This is a genomic window from Pseudomonas sp. G11, from assembly GCF_029457515.1.
Taxonomy (GTDB): Bacteria; Pseudomonadota; Gammaproteobacteria; order Pseudomonadales; family Pseudomonadaceae; genus Aquipseudomonas; species Aquipseudomonas gorinensis.
In genome coordinates this window covers 7,593,323-7,613,543 of the sequence record NZ_CP120377.1, presented here as the reverse complement: position 1 = coordinate 7,613,543, position 20,221 = coordinate 7,593,323, and the positions used below count along the sequence as shown (strand labels likewise).

The 20,221-nt window shown below is 61.9% G+C and carries 20 protein-coding genes; 10 read left to right on the top strand and 10 right to left on the bottom strand.

The window, feature by feature from the left end:
• Positions 1-254 precede the first annotated feature (254 nt).
• The gene (locus tag P2T68_RS35145) at positions 255-1,919 is read left to right on the top strand and encodes a bifunctional diguanylate cyclase/phosphodiesterase (RefSeq protein WP_024078077.1); all 1,665 of its coding nucleotides are present in this window, start codon (positions 255-257) and stop codon (positions 1,917-1,919) included.
• Positions 1,920-1,928: 9 nt separating this feature from the next.
• Here P2T68_RS35145 and P2T68_RS35140 read toward each other — a convergent pair whose 3' ends face one another.
• Positions 1,929-3,332, bottom strand: a complete 1,404-nt coding sequence (locus P2T68_RS35140) for a NorM family multidrug efflux MATE transporter (protein ID WP_102625039.1) — start codon at positions 3,330-3,332, stop codon at positions 1,929-1,931.
• 152 nt (positions 3,333-3,484) lie between these two features.
• On the opposite strand from P2T68_RS35140, the gene P2T68_RS35135 reads away from it, so the two are divergent.
• Together P2T68_RS35135 and P2T68_RS35130 are read left to right on the top strand one after the other, a co-directional pair.
• The gene (locus P2T68_RS35135) at positions 3,485-4,405 is read left to right on the top strand and encodes a LysR substrate-binding domain-containing protein (RefSeq protein ID WP_024078075.1); all 921 of its coding nucleotides are present in this window, start codon (positions 3,485-3,487) and stop codon (positions 4,403-4,405) included.
• A gap of 177 nt (positions 4,406-4,582) precedes the next feature.
• A complete protein-coding gene (locus tag P2T68_RS35130; RefSeq protein WP_277378890.1) occupies positions 4,583-6,559 on the top strand; it encodes a methyl-accepting chemotaxis protein in 1,977 nt (658 codons plus the stop codon).
• Positions 6,560-6,579: 20 nt separating this feature from the next.
• On the opposite strand, the gene P2T68_RS35125 is transcribed toward P2T68_RS35130, so the two are convergent.
• Positions 6,580-8,079 carry a PLP-dependent aminotransferase family protein gene (locus P2T68_RS35125; RefSeq protein WP_150054425.1) on the bottom strand — a complete coding sequence of 500 codons (1,500 nt, stop codon included), beginning with the start codon at positions 8,077-8,079 and terminating at the stop codon, positions 6,580-6,582.
• A gap of 142 nt (positions 8,080-8,221) precedes the next feature.
• On the opposite strand from P2T68_RS35125, the gene P2T68_RS35120 reads away from it, so the two are divergent.
• Positions 8,222-9,472 (top strand): benzoate/H(+) symporter BenE family transporter, encoded by a 1,251-nt coding sequence (locus tag P2T68_RS35120; protein WP_277378889.1) that lies wholly within the window; start codon positions 8,222-8,224, stop codon positions 9,470-9,472.
• 91 nt (positions 9,473-9,563) lie between these two features.
• Here P2T68_RS35120 and P2T68_RS35115 read toward each other — a convergent pair whose 3' ends face one another.
• Together P2T68_RS35115 and P2T68_RS35110 are read right to left on the bottom strand one after the other, a co-directional pair.
• Positions 9,564-11,081, bottom strand: a complete 1,518-nt coding sequence (locus P2T68_RS35115) for a YifB family Mg chelatase-like AAA ATPase (RefSeq protein WP_069077278.1) — start codon at positions 11,079-11,081, stop codon at positions 9,564-9,566.
• Positions 11,082-11,234: 153 nt separating this feature from the next.
• Positions 11,235-11,495 (bottom strand): accessory factor UbiK family protein, encoded by a 261-nt coding sequence (locus P2T68_RS35110; RefSeq protein WP_010567183.1) that lies wholly within the window; start codon positions 11,493-11,495, stop codon positions 11,235-11,237.
• A gap of 422 nt (positions 11,496-11,917) precedes the next feature.
• Between P2T68_RS35110 and glnK the strand changes: the two genes are divergently transcribed.
• The 4 genes from glnK (at position 11,918) to sutA (ending at position 14,694) form a co-directional block, all read left to right on the top strand.
• The gene (gene glnK, locus P2T68_RS35105) at positions 11,918-12,256 is read left to right on the top strand and encodes a P-II family nitrogen regulator (RefSeq protein ID WP_002555808.1); all 339 of its coding nucleotides are present in this window, start codon (positions 11,918-11,920) and stop codon (positions 12,254-12,256) included.
• Positions 12,257-12,290: 34 nt separating this feature from the next.
• Positions 12,291-13,628, top strand: a complete 1,338-nt coding sequence (locus P2T68_RS35100; RefSeq protein ID WP_024078070.1) for an ammonium transporter — start codon at positions 12,291-12,293, stop codon at positions 13,626-13,628.
• Between the two features lie 211 nt (positions 13,629-13,839).
• Positions 13,840-14,265 (top strand): secondary thiamine-phosphate synthase enzyme YjbQ, encoded by a 426-nt coding sequence (locus tag P2T68_RS35095; RefSeq protein ID WP_017845176.1) that lies wholly within the window; start codon positions 13,840-13,842, stop codon positions 14,263-14,265.
• 102 nt (positions 14,266-14,367) lie between these two features.
• Complete coding sequence (gene sutA, locus P2T68_RS35090) at positions 14,368-14,694, top strand: transcriptional regulator SutA (protein ID WP_010567186.1); 327 nt, start codon at positions 14,368-14,370, stop codon at positions 14,692-14,694.
• A 131-nt stretch (positions 14,695-14,825) separates the two neighbouring features.
• Here sutA and P2T68_RS35085 read toward each other — a convergent pair whose 3' ends face one another.
• The 6 genes from P2T68_RS35085 to P2T68_RS35060 are packed head-to-tail and all read right to left on the bottom strand — an operon-like array spanning position 14,826 to position 19,399.
• Positions 14,826-15,521: an HAD family hydrolase gene (locus P2T68_RS35085; RefSeq protein ID WP_069077279.1), complete on the bottom strand. Its 696-nt coding sequence runs from the start codon at positions 15,519-15,521 to the stop codon at positions 14,826-14,828.
• On the bottom strand, positions 15,518-16,417 hold the full coding sequence (gene xerC, locus P2T68_RS35080) for a tyrosine recombinase XerC (RefSeq protein WP_024078068.1): 900 nt from the start codon (positions 16,415-16,417) through the stop codon (positions 15,518-15,520). The genes P2T68_RS35085 and xerC overlap by 4 nt, the downstream gene beginning before the upstream one ends.
• Positions 16,418-16,419: 2 nt before the next feature.
• Positions 16,420-17,136 (bottom strand): DUF484 family protein, encoded by a 717-nt coding sequence (locus P2T68_RS35075; RefSeq protein ID WP_024078067.1) that lies wholly within the window; start codon positions 17,134-17,136, stop codon positions 16,420-16,422.
• Between the two features lie 13 nt (positions 17,137-17,149).
• A complete protein-coding gene (gene dapF / locus P2T68_RS35070) occupies positions 17,150-17,980 on the bottom strand; it encodes a diaminopimelate epimerase (protein WP_024078066.1) in 831 nt (276 codons plus the stop codon).
• Positions 17,981-17,983: 3 nt separating this feature from the next.
• Positions 17,984-19,231 carry a diaminopimelate decarboxylase gene (gene lysA, locus P2T68_RS35065; RefSeq protein WP_024078065.1) on the bottom strand — a complete coding sequence of 416 codons (1,248 nt, stop codon included), beginning with the start codon at positions 19,229-19,231 and terminating at the stop codon, positions 17,984-17,986.
• Between the two features lie 9 nt (positions 19,232-19,240).
• On the bottom strand, positions 19,241-19,399 hold the full coding sequence (locus tag P2T68_RS35060) for a lipoprotein (protein ID WP_024078064.1): 159 nt from the start codon (positions 19,397-19,399) through the stop codon (positions 19,241-19,243).
• Between the two features lie 238 nt (positions 19,400-19,637).
• On the opposite strand from P2T68_RS35060, the gene cyaY reads away from it, so the two are divergent.
• Both cyaY and P2T68_RS35050 read left to right on the top strand, forming a co-directional pair.
• Positions 19,638-19,985 carry an iron donor protein CyaY gene (cyaY, locus tag P2T68_RS35055; protein ID WP_024078063.1) on the top strand — a complete coding sequence of 116 codons (348 nt, stop codon included), beginning with the start codon at positions 19,638-19,640 and terminating at the stop codon, positions 19,983-19,985.
• 2 nt (positions 19,986-19,987) lie between these two features.
• On the top strand, positions 19,988-20,206 hold the full coding sequence (locus P2T68_RS35050) for a DUF1289 domain-containing protein (RefSeq protein WP_024078062.1): 219 nt from the start codon (positions 19,988-19,990) through the stop codon (positions 20,204-20,206).
• The last annotated feature ends 15 nt before the right edge of the window (positions 20,207-20,221 follow it).

Below are 20,221 nucleotides of genomic sequence, written 5' to 3'. Positions count from 1 at the left end.
ACGGAATTTCAGGAGTCGTTGTTCAAAAGGGCGGGCATTTTAACAGGCTGGCAAGATTCTGCTGCCCTGGATCGACGGTGTGACGTACCACTCGATCTAAATTTGCCGGTTTTGATACTTTGCCGCAGGATGTGTGTGTATTTATACGAATGTTTACAGTCTGCGCATTTGATAACCCCTATCGTTGGTGATTATCAGACCGCACGTCATAATGCCCACCGCCATCGATATTTTGCAGAGTCTAGGGAGCTAGCTTGTCTACGCCTGTCGAACCCTTGCGTTTGCTGCTACTGGCCGATGAGCCAGCGTGGGCAGCGTTGTTGCGCGAGTGCCTGGCGCCGATGGGCGATGGGGCTGTGCTGATCAGCGCACCCAACTGGGACTCGGTGAGTCGTCTGTTCGATGACGACCACACTGCCGTGCTGTTGACCACGCCCTGCCTGCAACCCGGCCCTGGGCGTTGCAGCCTGCCGTGCGTGTTGTTGCTGGAGGAGGAGCCTCTGGTTGCGCCACTGGGGGTCAGTGACTGGCTGGTCCGTCATGCCCTGGACGCCGACACCCTGCGCCGCTGCCTGCGCCATGTGCGCGAGCGTGGCCTGTTGGAAAACACCCTGCAACGCCTGGCCGAACAGGACCCGCTCACAGGTATCGCCAACCGCCAGGGTTTCCAGACCCTGCTGGCTGCGCGCCTGGCTGAGAACGACGGCCGCGGCCTGGCCCTCGGTCATTTGGACCTCGATAACTTCCGCCATGCCAACGATGCCCTCGGTCACCAGGCCGGCGACCGACTGATCCTGCAAGTGGTCTCGCGGCTCAAGAGCCAGCTTGAGGCCGGCGACCAACTGGCGCGCCTGGGCAGCGACGAGTTCGCGTTGCTGATCGACACCCGTCGCGCTCCTCAGCGTGCCGAATGGATGGCCGAACGCATCACCGAAGTCATGGCCGAGCCTTATTGGGTGGACGGCGAAAGCCTGCTGATCGGTTGCAGCCTGGGCGTGGCGCACGCCCGTGCTCGCGCGGGCGCCGACCCGCTGATGTGGCATGCCCACATCGCCATGCAGCAGGCCAAGAGTACCCAGGGCTGCACGTTTCATATCTTCAACGAACGTATCAACCGCAACGCCCGCAGCCTGGCCGACCTGGAAAGCGAACTGCGGCGCGCCTTGCGCCGTGATGAGCTGGAGCTGCACTACCAGCCGCGTCTGGACCTGGACGACGGGCATATCGTCGGCCTGGAAGCCTTGGTGCGCTGGCGCCACGGTGAGCGCGGCCTGTTGCCGCCCAGCGAGTTCGTGCCCTTGGCCGAACAGAGTGGCCTGATCGTACCGCTGGGCTACTGGGTGATCGCCCGTGCCCTGCGTGACATGCAAGACCTGCGCGAACGTGGCCTGCCGGCATTGCACATGGCGGTCAATCTGTCGTTTCGCCAGTTCCAGGACAGTCAGTTGCTCTCGACCCTGAGCCGACTGATTGCGGAGTGCGGTGTGGATGCGCAATGGCTTGAATTCGAACTGACGGAAACCGCTGTCATGCGGCGCAGTGACCTGGTCAAGCAGACCATGGATGCCCTTGGCCGCCTCGGTGTGCGGTTTTCCCTGGATGACTTCGGCACCGGCTTCTCGTCGTTCGTGCACCTCAACAGCCTGCCGATTGCCTTGTTGAAGATCGACAAGAGCTTTGTCGGTGGAATGGAGGAGCGGGAAGAGAACCGCAAGCTGGTGCACGCGATGATCAACCTGGCGCACAACCTGAATCTTGAAGTGGTGGCCGAAGGTGTCGAAACCCCGGAACAGCTTGCGCTCTTGCGCTTGTTCGGTTGCGATCAGGCCCAGGGTTACCTGATCAGCAAGCCGCTGCCGTTGCCCGAGTTGGTGGAATACCTGACGTTCGGGAAAAGCCAGCAGGCGTTGCTGGGTTGAGCAGGGTTTTTATTCTGTCTGTGCGGTCTGAAATGCTGGCTGTGTTTCAGGCTCCTGGCGAATCATGCGTTTCATTTTTGCCTCAAACGCCCACGTCAGGCTGACGGCCGCGCAGGCCAGGCCCAGCGCCAAGCCCCACCATACGCCAGTCGGCCCCCAGCCCAAGGTGAAGGCCATCAACCAGGCGGAGGGCGCGCCGATCAACCAGTAGCAGCCAAGTCCTACCAGGAACGTGGTCTTGGCGTCTTTGAGCCCGCGGATACAGCCCATGGCGATGGTCTGCACGCCGTCGAACAGCTCGAACCAGGCGGCGACGGCCAGCAGGCTGACAGCCAGCACGATGACATCGTGAAACGCCGGGTCGTTATGGTCGAGGAACAGCCCGATCAGCGGGTCTGAAAACAGCCAAAACACCAGGGCAAACCCCAGCATCACCACTGCGCCAAAGCCGATGCCGACTCGGCCAGCCATGCGCGCCTGCAGCAGTTGGGCGGCGCCATAATGCTGGCCGATGCGCATGGTCACCGCGTAGGACAACCCCGCCGGAACCATGAATGCCACCGAAACTATCTGCAGGGCAATCTGATGCGCCGCCAATTGCGTACTGCCCATGGTGCCCATGCACAGTGCGGCGAAGGCAAACAGCCCGACTTCCACTGCATAAGTACCGCCAATCGGCAGGCCCAGGCGCCACAGCTCGCGCAGGTATTGAGTGTTGAGACGCAGCAGGCCGCTGCTTAGCGGGTAGGCCGCATACGCCCGGTTGCTGCGGATGTACCACATCAGCGCCAGCGCCATGCTGTTGGCGACGATCGCCGTGACCAGGCCGATGCCCATCAAGCCAAGTTTCGGCAAGCCGAACATGCCTTCGATCAAGGCATGGTTGAGCAAGTAGTTGACCACCGTGCCGCCGAGGCTGATCACCATGACCGGTGTGGCCTTGCCGATGGCGCTGGTAAAACCGCGCAGGGCCATGAAACTCAGGTAGCCGGGCAGGGCGAACGGTAGGATCGTCAGGAATTGCCCCGCCGAGTGCACGTTGGTTTCGGTTTGGCCGAACATCAACAGCACCGGCTTGAGGTTCCACAGCAGCAAGGCCGCCACCAGCGCCATCAGCCAGGCGAGCCATAGCCCGGCCTGGGTCAGGCGCGTGGCGCCTTCGATATCGCCCGCGCCGTGGCGGATGGCAACAAGGGTGCCCACGGCGGCAATCACGCCGATGCAAAAAATCGCTACAAACGAATACGTCGCCGCGCCGAGGCCGCCGCCGGCCAGGGCTTCAGGGCTCAGGCGCGCCATCATCAGGGTGTCGGTCAGCACCATCAGCATGTGCGCCAACTGGGAGGCAATCAACGGCCCTGACAACCGCAGAATGGCCCAGAGTTCGGTACGTGCCGGATGCCGCATGATCATCACGCTCAGAAAGTCAGAGAATTGGGGAGGGGTTGATTCTCGGCGCTCTCAGCCCATTGCACAAAGGGATAAAAGCGATCGTTTGCATGATTAAAACTCATGCCTGATTGATTCTGGTAGGGTTTGCCCATTGCGCTGTCGGAGCTTTCCCTATGTCTCGTCGTCTTCCTCCGCTGTATGCCTTGCGGGCCTTTGAAGCCGCATCGCGGCACAACTCCTTCACCCGCGCCGCTGAAGAACTGTCGATTACGCAAAGCGCAGTGAGCCGACACATCCGCACCCTGGAAGAGCACTTCGCCTGCCGCCTGTTCCAGCGCAGCGGCCGTAACCTGCAGCTCACCGAAGCCGCGCGCCTGCTGTTGCCTGGCGTGCGCGAGGGATTTGCCGCGCTGGAACGGGCCTGTCATACCCTCAATGCCGAAGACGACATCCTGCGTATGAAAGCGCCGTCCACCTTGACCATGCGCTGGCTGCTGGCGCGCCTGAGTCGCTTCCGGCATTTGCAGCCGGGCAACGAGGTGCAACTGACCAGCGCATGGATGAGCGTGGATGAAGTGGACTTCAATCAGGAGCCATTCGATTGCGCGGTGTTGTTGAGCGATGGGCATTTTCCGGCGGATTGGGAGGCCAGCTACCTGTTCCCGGAGTTATTGATTCCGGTGGGTGCGCCGAACCTGTTGAGTGACGGTCCCTGGGACGTGAGCCGCCTGGCCACCGCCGAGTTGCTGCACCCCACGCCCGACCGTCGGGACTGGCGCAGTTGGCTGGAGCGCATGGGCCTGGCTTCCCAGGTGTCGCTCAAGGGTGGGCAGGTGTTCGATACCCTGGAGCTGGGCATGATCGCCGCTGCGCGCGGCTACGGGGTGTCCATGGGCGATTTACTGATGGTGGCCGAGGACGTCGCCCAGGGAAGGCTGAGCCTGCCGTGGCCAACGGCTGTCGCCAGTGGTGAAAGTTACTACCTGGTGTGGCCGAAAACCCGCCCGGGTGGCGAGCGCTTGCGTCGGCTGGCGGAGTTTCTGCAGGGCGAAGTGCAGGCGATGGTGCTGCCGGCAGTCGAGCGTCTCGATTGAATCGCTTCAGCGCTTTCTCGCAACCGTTTGCGTGATACCCCTGTGAATAGCTCAAGTATTGCCCAAGCCCGCCGAAGTAGGGGTGTTGGAACTATCGTGCACCAACGTTACCCACCAGATAATTCGCCGAGCAGCGCTATGAGATCAGGATGATCCTGGCCTCGGCCAGGAGCTGTCATGTCTCAACCTCGTGCCCGGATCGCTTCCCAGTTAGGTCTCGCATTAGCCGTGATTCTGGCTGTCGTTATCAGCGGCAGCACTGTTTTCGCCTTGCGTTCCCTTGACTCCGCCAACCTCGCCACCCGCGAGGAGCACTTGGCCAGCGAGGCGCTCTTGCTTGCCGACCAACTCAATACCTTCCACAGCACCTTGCGCGAGAGCACTCAGCGTTTGAGCGGGCTGTTTGAAAAGCGTTTCGGCGCGGGTTTGAGCGTGCACGGTGATCAGCAGATGGCTGTGGCTGGCGTACAGACCCCGGCCCTCTACCTGGGCAGTGACCTGTTGAACAATGATTTCGATGAGGTCGATGAATTCAAGGACACCTCCGGCGGCGTGGCCACCGTGTTTGTGCGCAGCGGCGAAGACTTTATCCGCATCAGCACCTCCCTGACCAAACAGGATGGCAGCCGCGCCATCGGTACGGCCCTGGACCACCAGCACCCGGCCTATCAGCGCCTGCTCGCGGGGCAGAGTTATGTCGGCCGCGCCGTGTTGTTCGAACGTTCCTACATGACCCAGTACACGCCCGTGCGTGACGCGGCTGGCAAAGTTATCGCGGTGTTGTTTGTCGGCTTCGACTACACCGACGCGCAGAACGCGCAGTTCGACAACCTCAAGCGCTTCCGCATCGGCCAGACCGGTTCACTGGCCCTGTTGGATGAACAGAAACGCTGGCTGGTGCCACCCGCAGGCGTGCAGGCGCTGGATCAAGCGGTTCCGGTGATGCTGGACCTGGCCAAGACCCCAGGCAAGGGCCGCTTTTGGAGCGACAAGAACGAAGATTTCTACAGTGTCTCGGTGCCGTTCGAGGGCGGCCCGTGGTCGGTGGTTGCGAGCATGCCCAAGGCCGAGATTCGCTCGGTGACCTGGGGCGTCGGTATTCGCCTGGTGATCGGCAGTGTGCTGGCGATGCTGCTGGCGGTGGGGGCAACGGTCTGGTTGTTGCGCAGCAAGCTGGCCCCCTTGAGTGACCTGGTACGCCAGGCCGAAGCCCTGGGCGCGGGTGACTTGAGCGTACGCCTCAATGTGTCCAGCCATGACGAGATCGGCCAACTGGCACGCAGCTTCAACCAGATGGGGGAAGCGCTGTCGACCATGGTTTCGCATATCCGCAAGGCGGCTGAAGAGGTCAACGGCCGTGCCCAGGCACTGTCCGGGTTATCCGGCGGCGCCTATGAAGGCATGGAGCAGCAGTCTGGCGAGATCACCAGCATGGCCGGCGCGGTCGAAGAGTTCAGCGCCACCTCACTGAATATCGCTGACAACATGGGCAATACCGAACGCCTGGCCCAGGAAAATGCCCAGCAGACCCGTATCGGGCGCACGTCCATGCAAGAGGCGTCGTCGTCCCTGGAGCATATCGCGACCGCGCTGAACAGCACTGCCACCGTCATCAACACCCTGGGCCAGCGCTCCCAGGAAATTGGCGGCATCGTCGGGGTGATCACCGCGATTGCCGAACAGACCAACCTGCTGGCACTGAACGCCGCCATCGAAGCCGCCCGCGCCGGGGAACAAGGCCGTGGCTTTGCGGTGGTGGCCGATGAAGTGCGCAACCTGGCGTCGCGCACCCGCCAGGCGACCGACGAAATTTCCGGGATGATCCAGAGCATCCAGCAGGAAACCGGCAACGCCATCAGCACCATGGAACACGGCAATGCACTGATGCAGGAAGGCCTGGCGCGTAATGCCGACGTGGCTTCGGCGCTGGCGCGGATCGACGAGCAAAGCCGCTCGGCCGGTCAGCAGTTTGCTGCGATCACCACCGCCACCCAGGAACAGAGCAGCACGGCGACCTTGCTGAGCAGCAACTTGCAGAGCATTGCGCTGGCCAACAGCGAGCAGCGTGAGGTGGTGTCCAACCTGGCCATTACCGCCAAGGAACTGGAGACGCTGGCGGCAAGCTTGCGGCACGAGGTGGATCGTTTTCGTTGAAGGCGGCCCAGGGCGTGTGTCTAGCGGGTCTTGAGTGCGTTAGCCAGGCGCAGCATGGCGATTTCGATTTCATGGGCGGTCAAGGACGAGTAGCCCAATAGCCAGCCCTGTTTCTGTGCGGTGCCGGCGTATAGCCGACTCAGGCCGGACAGTTGCACACCCGCGCTGGCGGCCTTGTGGATGGTTTTTTCTTCCGACCAACCCTCATGGAGCACGCAGGGAATTTGCAGCCCGCCTTGGGGGCGGCATGCCGTGACCACGCCGCCCAGATGCTTGCCGATGGCATCGAGCATGACGGTTTGGCGCCCGGCGTAGAGTTTGCGCATTGCGCGCACATGGGCGTTGTAATGACCGTCCTCCATAAAACGCGCCAGGGTCAATTGCAGGAGTTGAGGCGTGTGGCCGTCCATCATGCTGCGAGCATAGGTGAAGGCTTTGACCAGCGCAGGGGGCAGCACCATGTAGCCCATGCGCAGCCCGGGGAAGAGGGTCTTGCTGAAGGTACCGAGGTAAAGCGTGCGCTGGTACTTGTCCAAGCCCTGTACACAGGCCGTGGGTTTGCCGTCGTAGTGGAACTCGCTGTCGTAGTCATCTTCGATGACCCATTTGCCTTTTTCCGCCGCCCAGTTGATCAGCTCAAGCCGCCGTTCCAGTGTCAGCGTGGCGCCGGTCGGGTATTGATGGGAGGGCGTGACATACACGCAGTGGGCGCCGCTGCGGTCGGCGTGCAGCAGGTCGGTGCGGATGCCCGATTCATCGACATCGATGGGCACGACCTTGGCCTCGGCGGTTTCAAAAGCCTTCCTGGCGCCGTAGTAGCCCGGGTTTTCCAGCAGGATCGGCTGGCCGACGTCCACCAGCAACTGCGCGCATAGAAAAAGCGCCTGGCGCGTGCTGCTCAGCACCAGGATCTGGTCGGGCGAACACTGGGCGCCGCGTTCAAGGTTCAAATACGTAGCGATGGCTTTGCGCAACGGCTCGGCCCCTTGCGGGTCGCCGTGCAACAGCACGCTGCTGCGAGAGTCCCTCATCACCTGACGTTGCAGGCGTTCCCAGACGTCGGTGGGAAAGGAGCGGGTTTCAGGCAGGCCCGTGGCGAAGGCTTTGATCACCTGCTGGTCGTTTACGCCACCGCTGTCGAGGATCATCCGTCCGCGCTGGCTCAAGCCGGTGCCGAGGGGCGCGAGACTGCTTTTGCCTGCCTGCGCCTTGATACGGCGGCCGGACCCGCCGCGCAATTCGGTGCCGAGGGCCTCGCACACATAACTGCCGGAACCTTCGCGCCGCGCGATAAAGCCATCGCGCTGCAACTGCACGTAGGCGTTCTCCACCGTATCGCGTGCGATCCCCAATGACTTGGCCAACACCCGCGTCGCGGGCAGCTTCAGGCCGGGCGCCAGTGCCCCGTCGAGGATCAACGCCCGCAGCGCGCGTTGAATTCGCTGGTGCAGGCCCAACCCCTGGAGCTGCACATCGTCAAGGCGCATTTTCAGGGTTTCAAGCTCGAACGTTTTCGCCATGCGGTCTGCCTTTCCCCGAAGAATTGGCCGGTAATGGCAGGCCAGTCTATCCGTAGACTTGGGTCTGAGCCACAGCCTTCACGTTGGTGAGCAACCCACTGCGTGAGGCTCTATTTCTCGTATGGCAAGGAGCAATGCCCTCATGTCTTCTTCGATATCGTCGTCTTCGCTGCGCCCACGCGACCTGTTTCACCCCCTGGTAGCCGGTCTGATTTCAGTCATCGTCAATTATGGCGGTACGTTCATCCTGGTGTTCCAGGCCGCCAAGGTGGCCGGGCTCAGCGCGGAGCTGACCGCTTCGTGGGTCTGGTCGGTGTCGATCGGTGTTGGGGTGACGGGGCTGGCTCTCAGTTGGGTGAGTCGTGAGCCGATCATCACCGCGTGGTCGACTCCCGCGGCGGCGTTTCTGATCGTCGCATTGTCGACCACGCCTTATGCCGAGGCGGTCGGTGCGTACATCATTTCGGCCGTGGCATTTGTGCTGCTCGGGTTGTCCGGCTGCTTTGAAAAAGTCATTCGGTTGATTCCGCCAGGCATTGCGGCCGCCATGCTGGCCGGCATTCTGCTGCAGTTCGGGATCGGCGCATTCAGTGGCATGAGCCTGGACCCTGCCCTGGTGGGGTTGCTGATTGCCGCTTACGTTGGGTTCAAGCGGTTTACCGCGCGCTACGCGGTCGTCGGAATTCTGGTGCTCGGGCTGGTATTGCTGCTGGTGCAAGGGCGAGTGGATCTATCGGGATTGTCCCTGCAATGGGCCGCGCCGGTTTTCACCCAGCCTGAATTCTCCGTCAATGCGCTCCTCAGTGTGGCATTGCCGCTGTTCCTGATCACCCTCACGGGCCAGTACATGCCGGGCATGCTGGTGTTGCGCAATGATGGCTTCAAGACCAGCGCCAACCCCATCCTGGCAGTGACCGGGCTGGGCTCGCTGTTGATGGCGCCATTCGGCTCGCACGCGTTCAACATCGCGGCCATCACGGCGGCCATCTGCACGGGCAAGGAAGCCTCGGAAGACCCGTCCAAACGTTGGCTCGCGGGTGTTGCCGCAGGGGTGTTCTATATCCTTGTCGGGGTGTTCGGGGTGACGTTGGCCGCCGTATTCATGGCGTTCCCGTCGGCGTTTATCACCACGTTGGCCGGCTTGGCGCTGTTGGGCACCATTGGCACCAGCCTGGCCAACGCCATGGCGGACACCCGATCCCGTGAAGCTGCGCTGATCACCTTTCTGGCCTGCGCCGCAAACATCACCCTGCTGGGGATCGGTGGAGCGTTTTGGGGGTTGTTGATCGGATTGGCCGCGTATGTGCTGCTGAACGGCCGCCTGCCCCGTCGTCGGGCGACTGTGGCGCCGGTCTCCGAGCCGGTGGTGACGGCGAAGGGAGCGGCCCAATGATGCGCGCCAATCAGCCGTTAACGACCTACAGGTGCGTGAACGCGTGGTTGCGCTGTGCCGCCGTCGCCCGGTGTATCGCCGAGGGGTGTTTCTAGCCGTTTGCGCCGTCGACTTGGCTGGAGGCCGAGGGCCGGTATTGCAGTGCTTCGGCAATGTGGTTGCGGCCGATAGTGTCTGCGCGCTCCAGGTCCGCCAGAGTGCGGGCGACCTTGAGCAGGCGGTGGGCGGCTCGAAGGGACAGGGTCAAGCGCTCGCAGGCGCTTTCCAGCCAGGCTTCATCCGGCTTGGACAGCGCGCAATGCTGGCGCAACCCAGAGAGATCCAGGAACGCATTGGCGCAACCCTGGCGCCGCTGTTGATGCTCTCGAGCCTGGGCGACCAGCGCGGAGGCGGTGGATGTGTCGCCGCCGGGCTGTGGGGTCGGGTTCAGCGCGGTGATTTCGCGGGCGACCGTCAAGTGCAGGTCGATCCGATCCAGCAAGGGCCCGGAGAGTTTGTTGCGATAGCGTTGGATTTGCTCGGGCGTGCAACGGCATCGGTTGCAGGGCGCGCCCATATAACCGCAGGGGCAGGGGTTCATCGCCGCCACCAGTTGGAAGCGCGCGGGGAAGCGCACTCGGTCACGGGCGCGGGAAATCACGATGTGCCCCGACTCCAGTGGCTCGCGCAAGACCTCCAGCACCTTGCGATCAAACTCCGGGAGTTCATCCAGGAACAGCACTCCATGATGGGCCAGGGTGATTTCCCCCGGTTGCGGTTTCGATCCGCCGCCCACCAGTGCCGGACCGGAGGCTGAATGGTGTGGCTGGCGAAACGGCCGGTGGGGCCAATGGCTCAGCGGTGCCAGGCTGACCACGGATTGAATCGCCGCCACTTCCAGTGCTTCCTGTTCACTCAATGGCGGCAGCAACCCGGGCAGGCGGCTGGCGAGCAAGGTCTTGCCGGTACCTGGTGGCCCGCTGAACAGCAGGTTATGTGCGCCCGCTGCTGCAATCAGCAGTGCGCGCTTGGCTGACAGCTGGCCCTGAACTTCACTCAGGTCCGGGTAGGGTTTGTTCGAATACAGCAACCCGTCAGACTTATAGGGCTCAATCGGTGCATGCCCATTCAGGTGTGCCACCACCTGCAGCAGGTGATCCACGGCAATGACCTTCAGCCCGGATGCCAGACACGCTTCCTCGGCATTCGCCCGCGGCACTATCACGGTGCGCCCGGCCTTGCGCGCCGCCAATGCGGCGGGCAATACGCCTTTTACCGCCCGCACCTCGCCGGACAACGCCAACTCCCCCAGGCACTCCACGTCATCCAGCATCAACGCCGGCACCTGCACACTCGCCGCCAGGATCCCCAGGGCGATCGCCAGATCAAAGCGCCCACCGTCCTTGGGCAGGTCGGCGGGCGCGAGGTTGAGGGTGATACGGCGGGAAGGATATTGCAGCGCTGAGTTGAGGATGGCACTGCGTACGCGGTCCTTGCTTTCCTTGACCGCGGTTTCTGGCAGCCCCACCAGGGTGAGCGACGGCAACCCGTTGGCCATATGCACTTCGACGGTGACGGCAGGGGCTTCGACGCCGACCTGGGCGCGGCTGTGGACGATGGCGAGGGACATGCTCGTTCCTTGAAAGAGGTGGCCGCTTCCTGCGGTTTTTCAAGGGTAGACGAGGTGGGGAAGAGCGAGGCGGGGAGGTTTTACAGAACGTATCCAGAACAAAAGGTAGAGCAAATGTGGGAGGGAGCAAGCCCCTTCCCACACTGATCGCATTTATTCCGCAGGAGGGTTCAACCGCGCTTCCAGCTCTGCAACTTTCGCCTCCAGGCTCTCCAAGCGCGCACGGGTGCGGGCAAGTACGACCATCTGGCTATCGAATTCTTCCCGGCTCACCAGGTCCAGCTTGCTGAAGCCGCTTTGCAGCAACGCCTTGAACTGGCTTTCGATTTCATTGCGGGGCAGCGGGGTGTCGCCGCTGAACAGGCGAGAGGCGTGGCCGCTCAGGGCGTCGAGGAGGTCTTTGGGCGCGAGCATGGGAAATATTCCGGAAAACTGTTGGCGGGCAGTGTATCACGCAGCGTCTATAGTCATTTCCACGGCCGCAGGCGCACGCTTTTCGCGCATGGGGGCGGGCGTCTGCGCACTGTTTTCGTGCGCAATGGCGCCGCCAAAAAGCCTCGCAGGTGGGCGTAGCGGAGCAAAGGACTGATTTCAGTGATTTTTACGGAGCTGGCAAGGTTTCTGCTTAGACGATCATGACCCATGCACTGATGCAGTCGCTGTGACGAATGCAGTGCGCCGACGGATCAGGGGTACAGGTTTCGTCACCAGTGGTTCGCTGGCGTTGCAACGGCAACTGCTCTTGCGACGACGCGTTACAAAGCCAGGCACTGCGCTTAGACTTGAGACGGGTTTGTTTTCCTGGGGCAAGTCCACCAATTCGGGAGAGAGTTTTCATGAAGCTAGTCACTGCCATCATCAAGCCGTTCAAGTTGGACGATGTACGCGAGTCGTTGTCCGAGATCGGCGTGCAGGGCATTACCGTTACTGAGGTCAAAGGCTTCGGTCGGCAGAAGGGTCACACCGAGCTGTATCGCGGCGCGGAATACGTGGTCGATTTCCTGCCGAAGGTGAAGATTGATGTCGCCATTGACGACAAGGATCTTGACCGGGTTATCGAGGCGATAACCAAGGCCGCCAACACCGGCAAGATTGGTGACGGCAAGATCTTCGTGGTCAATCTGGAACAGGCTATTCGCATCCGTACCGGCGAAACCGATACCGACGCAATCTAAGCCGCCAAACCCCAACGCCCCAGGAGAAAACAATATGACTCTGCGTAAATTCGCAGGGCTCGGAGCCCTGTTGTCCATCGTAATGCCAAGCCTGGCCATGGCGGCAGACGAAGTGGCGGCTCCAGTCCTCAATTCCGGCGACACGGCGTGGATGCTCACATCCACCGCGCTGGTGCTGTTCATGACCATTCCCGGCCTGGCCTTGTTCTACGGCGGCATGGTGCGCTCCAAGAACATTCTTTCCGTGATGATGCAGTGCTTCGCCATTACCGGCTTGATCACCATCCTGTGGTTCGTCTACGGCTACAGCATGGCGTTCGACACCACGGGTATGGAAGCAGGCGTCGTCAACTTCAACTCCTTTGTGGGCGGCTTGTCCAAGCTGTTCCTGTCGGGTGTGACCCCTGCCAGCATCACCGGCCCGGCGGCGCTGTTCCCTGAGGCGGTGTTCGTCACCTTCCAGATGACCTTTGCCATCATCACTCCGGCGCTCATCGTCGGCGCCTTCGCCGAGCGTATGAAGTTCTCCGCGATGCTGATCTTCATGGGCGTCTGGTTCACCCTGGTCTACGCACCGATTGCCCACATGGTCTGGGGCGGTCCGGGTTCGTTGCTGGGTGACTGGGGCGTGCTGGACTTCGCTGGCGGTACCGTGGTGCACATCAACGCCGGTGTGGCCGGTCTGGTCGCGTGCCTGGTCCTCGGCAAGCGTAAAGGTTTCCCAACCACGCCAATGGCGCCACACAACCTGGGTTACACCCTGGTGGGTGCGGCCATGCTGTGGGTGGGCTGGTTCGGCTTCAACGCTGGTTCCGCTGCTGCGGCCAACGGCACTGCCGGTATGGCAATGCTGGTGACCCAGATCGCTACTGCTGCCGCTGCGCTGGGCTGGATGTTCGCCGAGTGGCTCACCCACGGTAAGCCAAGTGCCCTGGGCATCGCCTCGGGTGTGGTGGCGGGCCTTGTGGCAATTACGCCGGCAGCCGGCACTGTGGGCCCGATGGGCGCGCTGATCATCGGCCTGGCGGCGGGTGTGGTGTGCTTCTTCTGCGCGACGACCCTGAAACGCAAACTGGGCTACGACGATTCCCTGGACGCCTTCGGTGTTCACGGTATCGGCGGTATCCTCGGCGCAATCCTCACCGGTGTGTTTGCAGCGCCGGCACTGGGTGGCTTCGGCACCGTGACTGATGTGGCGGCCCAAGTCTGGATTCAGTGCAAAGGCGTCGGCTTCACCGTGATCTATACGGCTATTGTGACCTTCATCATCCTCAAGGTGCTGGACATGGTCATGGGCCTGCGGGTTACCGAAGAAGAAGAGGCTGTCGGCCTCGACTTGGCGCAACACAACGAACGCGGCTACAACTTGTAAGTACGCAAAAAAAAGATGCCCGGCTTGCCGGGCATTTTTTTGCCTGGCGTTTGTCAGTCATAACAAGCTGTACCGGTTTTAGCGCAAAGTTTGTGATGGCGCGCACACGGTACTTGTAAGCGTGCGAATGTCTTACAGCCATGTAGGCGTATTCGGCACTTTGTTTTTTCCCAGAGCGCGCTAGAATGCGCGCCGATGGGCGGAGAACTGTATGTGGCAACAGACCCTGATTACCTTGCGGGCCAAGCCCCGGGGTTTTCACCTGGTAACCGATGAGTTGCTTGCCGGCTTGCCTGAGTTGAAGGCATGCCGCGTGGGCCTGTTGCACCTGTGGCTGCAGCATACCTCGGCTTCGTTGACCATCAACGAGAATGCCGATCCGGCGGTTCGTCGTGACTTCGAGCGTTTCTTCAACTCGCTGGTGCCGCAAGGGCGTGCGGGGTTTGAACACAACGACGAAGGCCCGGACGATCTGCCGGCGCACTTCAAGGCCAGTCTCCTGGGCTGCCAGCTGAGTTTGCCGGTCAAGGCCGGCCGCTTGGCGATGGGGACCTGGCAAGGTGTTTATCTGGGCGAGCACCGTGATCATGGTGGTGCTCGTAAAGTCCTCGCCACCTTGCACGGTGATGGGGCATAAGCCACTGGTTATCCGGTGGATGTTGATTTTTTTCCGGCGACCTCGACAGAGGGTGAGGCTGGGCTATAACTAATCTGCTTTTCGCAAGTCATGAGGTAGAACATGAGCGACGATGATCTGGAAAACGACGAACTGGAAGTAGGTGACGAAGACGACACCGAAGAAGGCCTTGAAGCGGCGGCGGAAGACGTTGCCGACGACGATGGCGGTGACGATGTTCCTGTTCCGGCTGCCAAGGGCAAGGCGAAGGCTGCTGTTTCGGTAGACGAATTGCCGAGCGTTGAAGCCAAGAACAAAGAACGCGATGCGCTGGCCCGCGCGATGGAAGAGTTCCTCGCTAAAGGCGGCAAGGTGGTTGAAGTCGAGCCCAACGTGGTTGCAGATCCGCCCAAGAAGCCTGACAACAAGTATGGCAGCCGGCCTATCTAAGGCCCGCCGCATGCCTGTATGAAAAAGCCCGCCGTCGCTGCGGGCTTTTTCATGCTTTCTGATTTATTTGAGCTTTGTGGTGATCCAAATGTGGGAGGGGGCTTGCCCCTCCCACATTTGGATCTCCAGTGCTACTGCCACTTGCGGAGTAATTCCGGCAGCTCCGTGAGGCTACGAATCTCCGCGTCGGGGCGTTTATCTGCTTCCCATGCCTTGGCGTTGGGGTTGAACCACACCGCCCGCAGCCCCGCCTGCTGCGCCCCGGCAATGTCGTCCCCGGGGTGATCGCCAACATGCACCGCCGCACTGGCATCCACTCCGCCGCGCTGCAGCGCTTCCTGAAACAAGCGCGCATCCGGCTTGGCGATCCCAATATCTTCGGCACGCAGCGCAAAGTGGAAGTAGTCCGCCAGGCCCACACGCTGCACATCGGCATTGCCATTAGTGATCACACCCAGCAGAAAGTGCTGGCGCAGCGCTTGCAGCATCGGCTCGGCTTCGGGGAAGGGCGTGAGCTGATGGCGGGCGTGAATGAACGCTTCGAAACACACATCGGCCATTTCGGTGGCCTGAGGCTGTGGATAACCGGCCTCTTCAAACGCATGCATCAACACTCGATGGCGCAGGACGCTGATGCGGTGCTTGAGTTCGGGATGACGTTGCAGCACTTGCTGGCGCAGGCTGGCGAAGTGCTCCAGGGGCAAGTCGCCGACCTTGGAGGCATGGGTGGCCAGCCATTCGCGCATTGACGCCTCGGCGCTTACGATGACGGGGACGTTGTCCCAGAGGGTGTCGTCCAGGTCGAAAGTGATCAGCTTGATACTCATGAGTCGCCGCCCTTGATACGTTTGGCCCGTGGATGGGCACTGTCATACACCGTTGCCAGGTGTTGGAAGTCCAGGTGGGTGTAGATCTGCGTGGTCTTGATATCGGAGTGGCCGAGCAGTTCCTGTACTGCGCGCAGGTCCTGGGATGATTCCAGCAGATGGCTGGCGAAGGAGTGCCGCAGCATATGCGGGTGCAGGTTTTGCCCCAGTTCGCGTTCGCCCGCCGCCTTGACCCGTACCTGGATGGCCCGTGGCCCCAGGCGCCGACCTTGCTGGCTGACAAACACCGCATCATCGGCCGGGTTGGTGAGGGCGCGCAGCGGCAACCACAGTTGCAGGGCTTCCCGGGCCTTCCTGCCCACTGGCAACACGCGGGTCTTGCTGCCTTTGCCGAGCACTTGCACGAGGCCGTCCGCCAGGTCCAGTTGGTCGAGGTTCAGCCCCGTCAGCTCCGATAGGCGCAGGCCCGAAGAATAGAACAGTTCGAGGATCGCCTGGTCGCGATGGGCCAGGAAGTCATCCTCGACCGCGCCGTCGAGCAGTTGCAGGGCGCGGTCGGTGTCGAGGGTCTTGGGCAGGCGCCGCTCGCCCTTGGGTGGGGCCAGGCCGTTGGCTGGGTCGTGATCGCACAGGCCTTCACGGTTGAGGTAGTGGTAGAGGCCGCGCACCGCCGACAGCAACCGGGCCAGGCTGCGTGAGGATTGGCCTTGCTGGTGCAGGCGCGCGATCAGGCTGCGCAGGCCCTGGATATCCAGGGCTTTCCAGCTGGCGATCTGGTGTTTCTCGCAGTAGGCCAGGACCTTGTTCAGGTCCCGTCGGTAGGCTTCCAGGGTGTGGGGCGACACCTGGCGCTCGCTGCGCAGGTGAGCGCAGTAGGCGTCCAGTTGCCGTTCCATGGCTAGCGCACCGCGCGCAGGGCGGTAGTGAAACGCGGCAACACGCGGCCCAGGACTTCGGCGATGTAGGTGAGGAACAGGGTGCCCACCGAGCTCTTGTAGTGCGCAGGATCACGGCTGGCGATGGCCAGTACGCCGTGCAGGCCCTGGTGGCTGAGGGCAACGACGGCGGTGGAGCCGATCTGCTGGCGTTGTTCCGCGCCAAACAGGAAGTCCAGTTCGTGCTCGCGCAAGGTGCCGCTGATGGTCTTGCCTTCGGAGAGCAGGCCGCCGATCGCGGTCTGTGCTTCGCTGCCGCTGACCCAGCGTCCCACCGGCATCGGGTTGTCACTGAACAGGATCAAGCTGACAAAGGGCACCTGGAAATCCTGGCGCAGGCTGTCTTCCACGGCGATCACCGTTTCTTCCAGGCTGGTGGCGTCCATCAGGGTCAGGATCAGGCGGCGGGTCTTGTCGAACAGGCGGTCGTTGTCGCGGGCCACGTCCATCAGATGCGAGAGCCGATGGCGCATTTCTATGTTGCGCTCGCGCAGGATCTTCATCTGCCGCTCCACCAGTGACACGGTATCGCCGCGCTGGTGGGGGATGCGCAAGGCCGGCAACAGTTCTTCATGCTCAACGAAGAAGTCCGGATGAGCCTCAAGGTACGCCGCGACAGCGGCGGCCTCCAGGCTTTCGCTCGGGGATGCTTGTGCGGGTACTTGAGGCTTATCGGTCATTTGCTTGGCTCACTCATAGACGGACCTGTCCTTCGTATACGCGCGTGGCCGGCCCGGTCATCATCACCGGGTGGCCGGGGCCTGCCCATTCGATGGACAGGCGTCCACCTGGCAGGTCGATCAGCAGCGGCGAATCCATCCACCCCTGGCTGATTGCGGCTACGGCAGCGGCGCAGGCGCCGGTGCCGCAGGCCTGGGTTTCGCCGGCGCCGCGTTCCCACACACGCAATTGCGCGCGGGAACGGTCGATCACCTGCAGGAAGCCCACATTGACCCGTGCCGGAAAGCGCGGGTGGTGTTCGATCTTCGGCCCCAGTTCATGCACGGGGGCATTGTTGATGTCGTTGACCCGCAGTACTGCATGGGGGTTGCCCATGGACACTGCGGCGATGTCGACGGCCTTGCCTTCAACGTCCAGCGTGTAACTCGTGGCCTGCTCGCTGGCCTGGAACGGAATGTCCGCCGGCACCAGGCGCGGTGCACCCATGTTGACGCTGATCTGGCCGTCGCTGCGGACATCCAGTTCGATCACGCCGCTCTTGGTCTCGACGCGAATCTGCCGCTTGGCGGTCAGGCGCTTGTCCAGCACAAAGCGCGCGAAGCAGCGGGCGCCGTTACCGCATTGTTCCACCTCGGAGCCGTCGGAGTTAAAGATCCGGTAACGGAAATCCACCTCCGGGTTGCTCGGCGCCTCAACGATCAGCAACTGGTCGAAGCCGATGCCGGTATGACGGTCGCCCCACTGTTTAGCGTGCTTGGGCAGGATGTGCGCGTGCTGGCTGACCAGGTCAAGGACCATGAAGTCATTGCCCAGTCCGTGCATCTTGGTAAAACGCAGCAGCATGGCTTACTCCGGCAGCAGGCTTTCGCCAGCATACAACTCGGCTACCGTCTCGCGGCGACGCACTTCAAACGCTTGATCACCGTCCACCAGCACCTCGGCGGTACGCCCGCGGGTGTTGTAGTTGGAACTCATGACAAACCCGTAGGCACCGGCCGAATGAATGGCCAGCAGGTCGCCTTCTTCCAGGGCCAGTTGACGATCCTTGGCCAGGAAGTCGCCGGTTTCGCAGATCGGGCCGACGATGTCATAGGCGCGGGCTTCACTGTCGCGAGGCGTTACGGCGGTGACATCCATCCAGGCCTGGTACAGCGCCGGGCGGATCAGGTCGTTCATCGCGGCATCGACGATCGCAAAATCCTTGTGCTCGGTGTGCTTGAGGTACTCGACCTGGGTCAGCAGCACGCCGGCGTTGGCCACGATATAGCGGCCTGGTTCGAACAACAGCGCCAGGTCGCGGCCGCCGATATGTTCACGCACGGCGGCAATGTAGTCGGCAATCAGCGGAGGCTCTTCATCGCGATAACGCACACCCACGCCGCCACCGAGGTCGATGTGGCGCAGGTAGATGCCGCACTCGGCCAGGCGATCGGTCAGCGCCAGCAGGCGGTCCAGGGCATCAAGGAACGGGGGCAGGCTGGTCAGTTGCGAGCCGATATGGCAGTCGACGCCCAGTACTTCCAGGTTCGGCAGTTGGGCGGCACGGATGTACACGTCCTCGGCGTCGGCGATGGCGATGCCGAACTTGTTCTCTTTGAGACCGGTGGAAATGTACGGGTGGGTGCCGGCATCGACGTCCGGGTTGACGCGCAGTGAGATCGGCGCGCGAACGCCCATTTCGGCGGCGACGACCTGCAGGCGCTCCAGCTCGTCGGTGGATTCGACGTTGAAGCAATGCACGCCGACTTCCAGGGCACGACGCATGTCTTCGCGGCTCTTGCCGACGCCGGAGAACACAATCTTGTCAGCCTGGCCGCCTGCGGCCAGAACACGTTCCAATTCGCCACGGGACACGATGTCGAAACCAGCGCCCAGGCGCGCCAGGACATTGAGTACACCGAGGTTGGAGTTGGCCTTCACCGCATAGCACACCAGGTGCGGCACGCCGTCCAGCGGATCGGTGAACGAGCGGTATTGCGCTTCGATGTGCGCGCGCGAGTACACATAGGTCGGGGTGCCAAAGCGTTCGGCAATCGCGGACAGCGCCACGCCCTCCGCGAACAGCTCGCCGTCCCGGTAGTTAAAAGCGTCCATGATTTACCCTTAGTAAGTGTCGTGCTTGTGCGCTTTTTGCGACGATTGCGCCTGTTCATTCGGGTCTTTGCTGTCATCAGGCAGATACAGCGGGCCTTTTTGACCACAGGCACTAACGAGGCAGGCGACCGCGACGAGCGCAGCAAGGGAAGAGATCAGGCGCTTCATGGCGAAATCCTTGAATATGCATTAATTGCGCCCGAGTATACCGACCACCTGCCAGCTTGCCTATGCGCTGGAATACCCGTCCGGCGGGGCTTTGCTGAGTGGGTTGAGAAACGGGCTACGCTGGCGGGGGATATTTCATGCCGTCAGTTGTGATGAAATCGGTATCCTTTGCAATCGGCGGGGCTCGCCCGTATCGTGCGCCGCTCGAGCAAAACCAGACACTTTTGAGGTTGCCACAATGAGTTTGACCGAAGCCCGTTTTCACGACCTGGTGGATTCGACCCAGCAGGCGCTGGAAGATATTTTCGACGACAGCGGCCTGGATGTGGACCTGGAAAACTCGGCCGGGGTGCTGACCGTCAAGTTCGAGAACGGCACTCAACTGATCTTCAGTCGCCAGGAACCGTTGCGCCAACTGTGGCTGGCGGCACGTTCCGGTGGTTTTCACTTCGATTACAACGAAGAAGACTGCAATTGGCAGTGCGATACCAGCGATGAGCTGCTCAGCGAAATGCTCGCGCGCCTCTCGCTGGAGCAGGCAGGCATCGAGTTGAGTTTCGATGAGCTGAACCCCGACGAGAACTGATCGTGACCGAACCTGCACCTGTACGTCCGCCGAAGCCGCTGTTCAGCAATGTCAGCCCGGCCGTGCCGTCACCTTGTATCAGTTTGTGTCGGCTGGACGAGGAGAAAGTTTGCCTTGGTTGTTTCCGCCACGTGGAAGACATCCGTGAATGGCGCTCCGCCGACGATCAGCGCCGGCGGGTGATCGTGGCCCAGGCCGAGCAGCGCAAGGCAGCGCCTTGACCCCGTCTTGTTTAT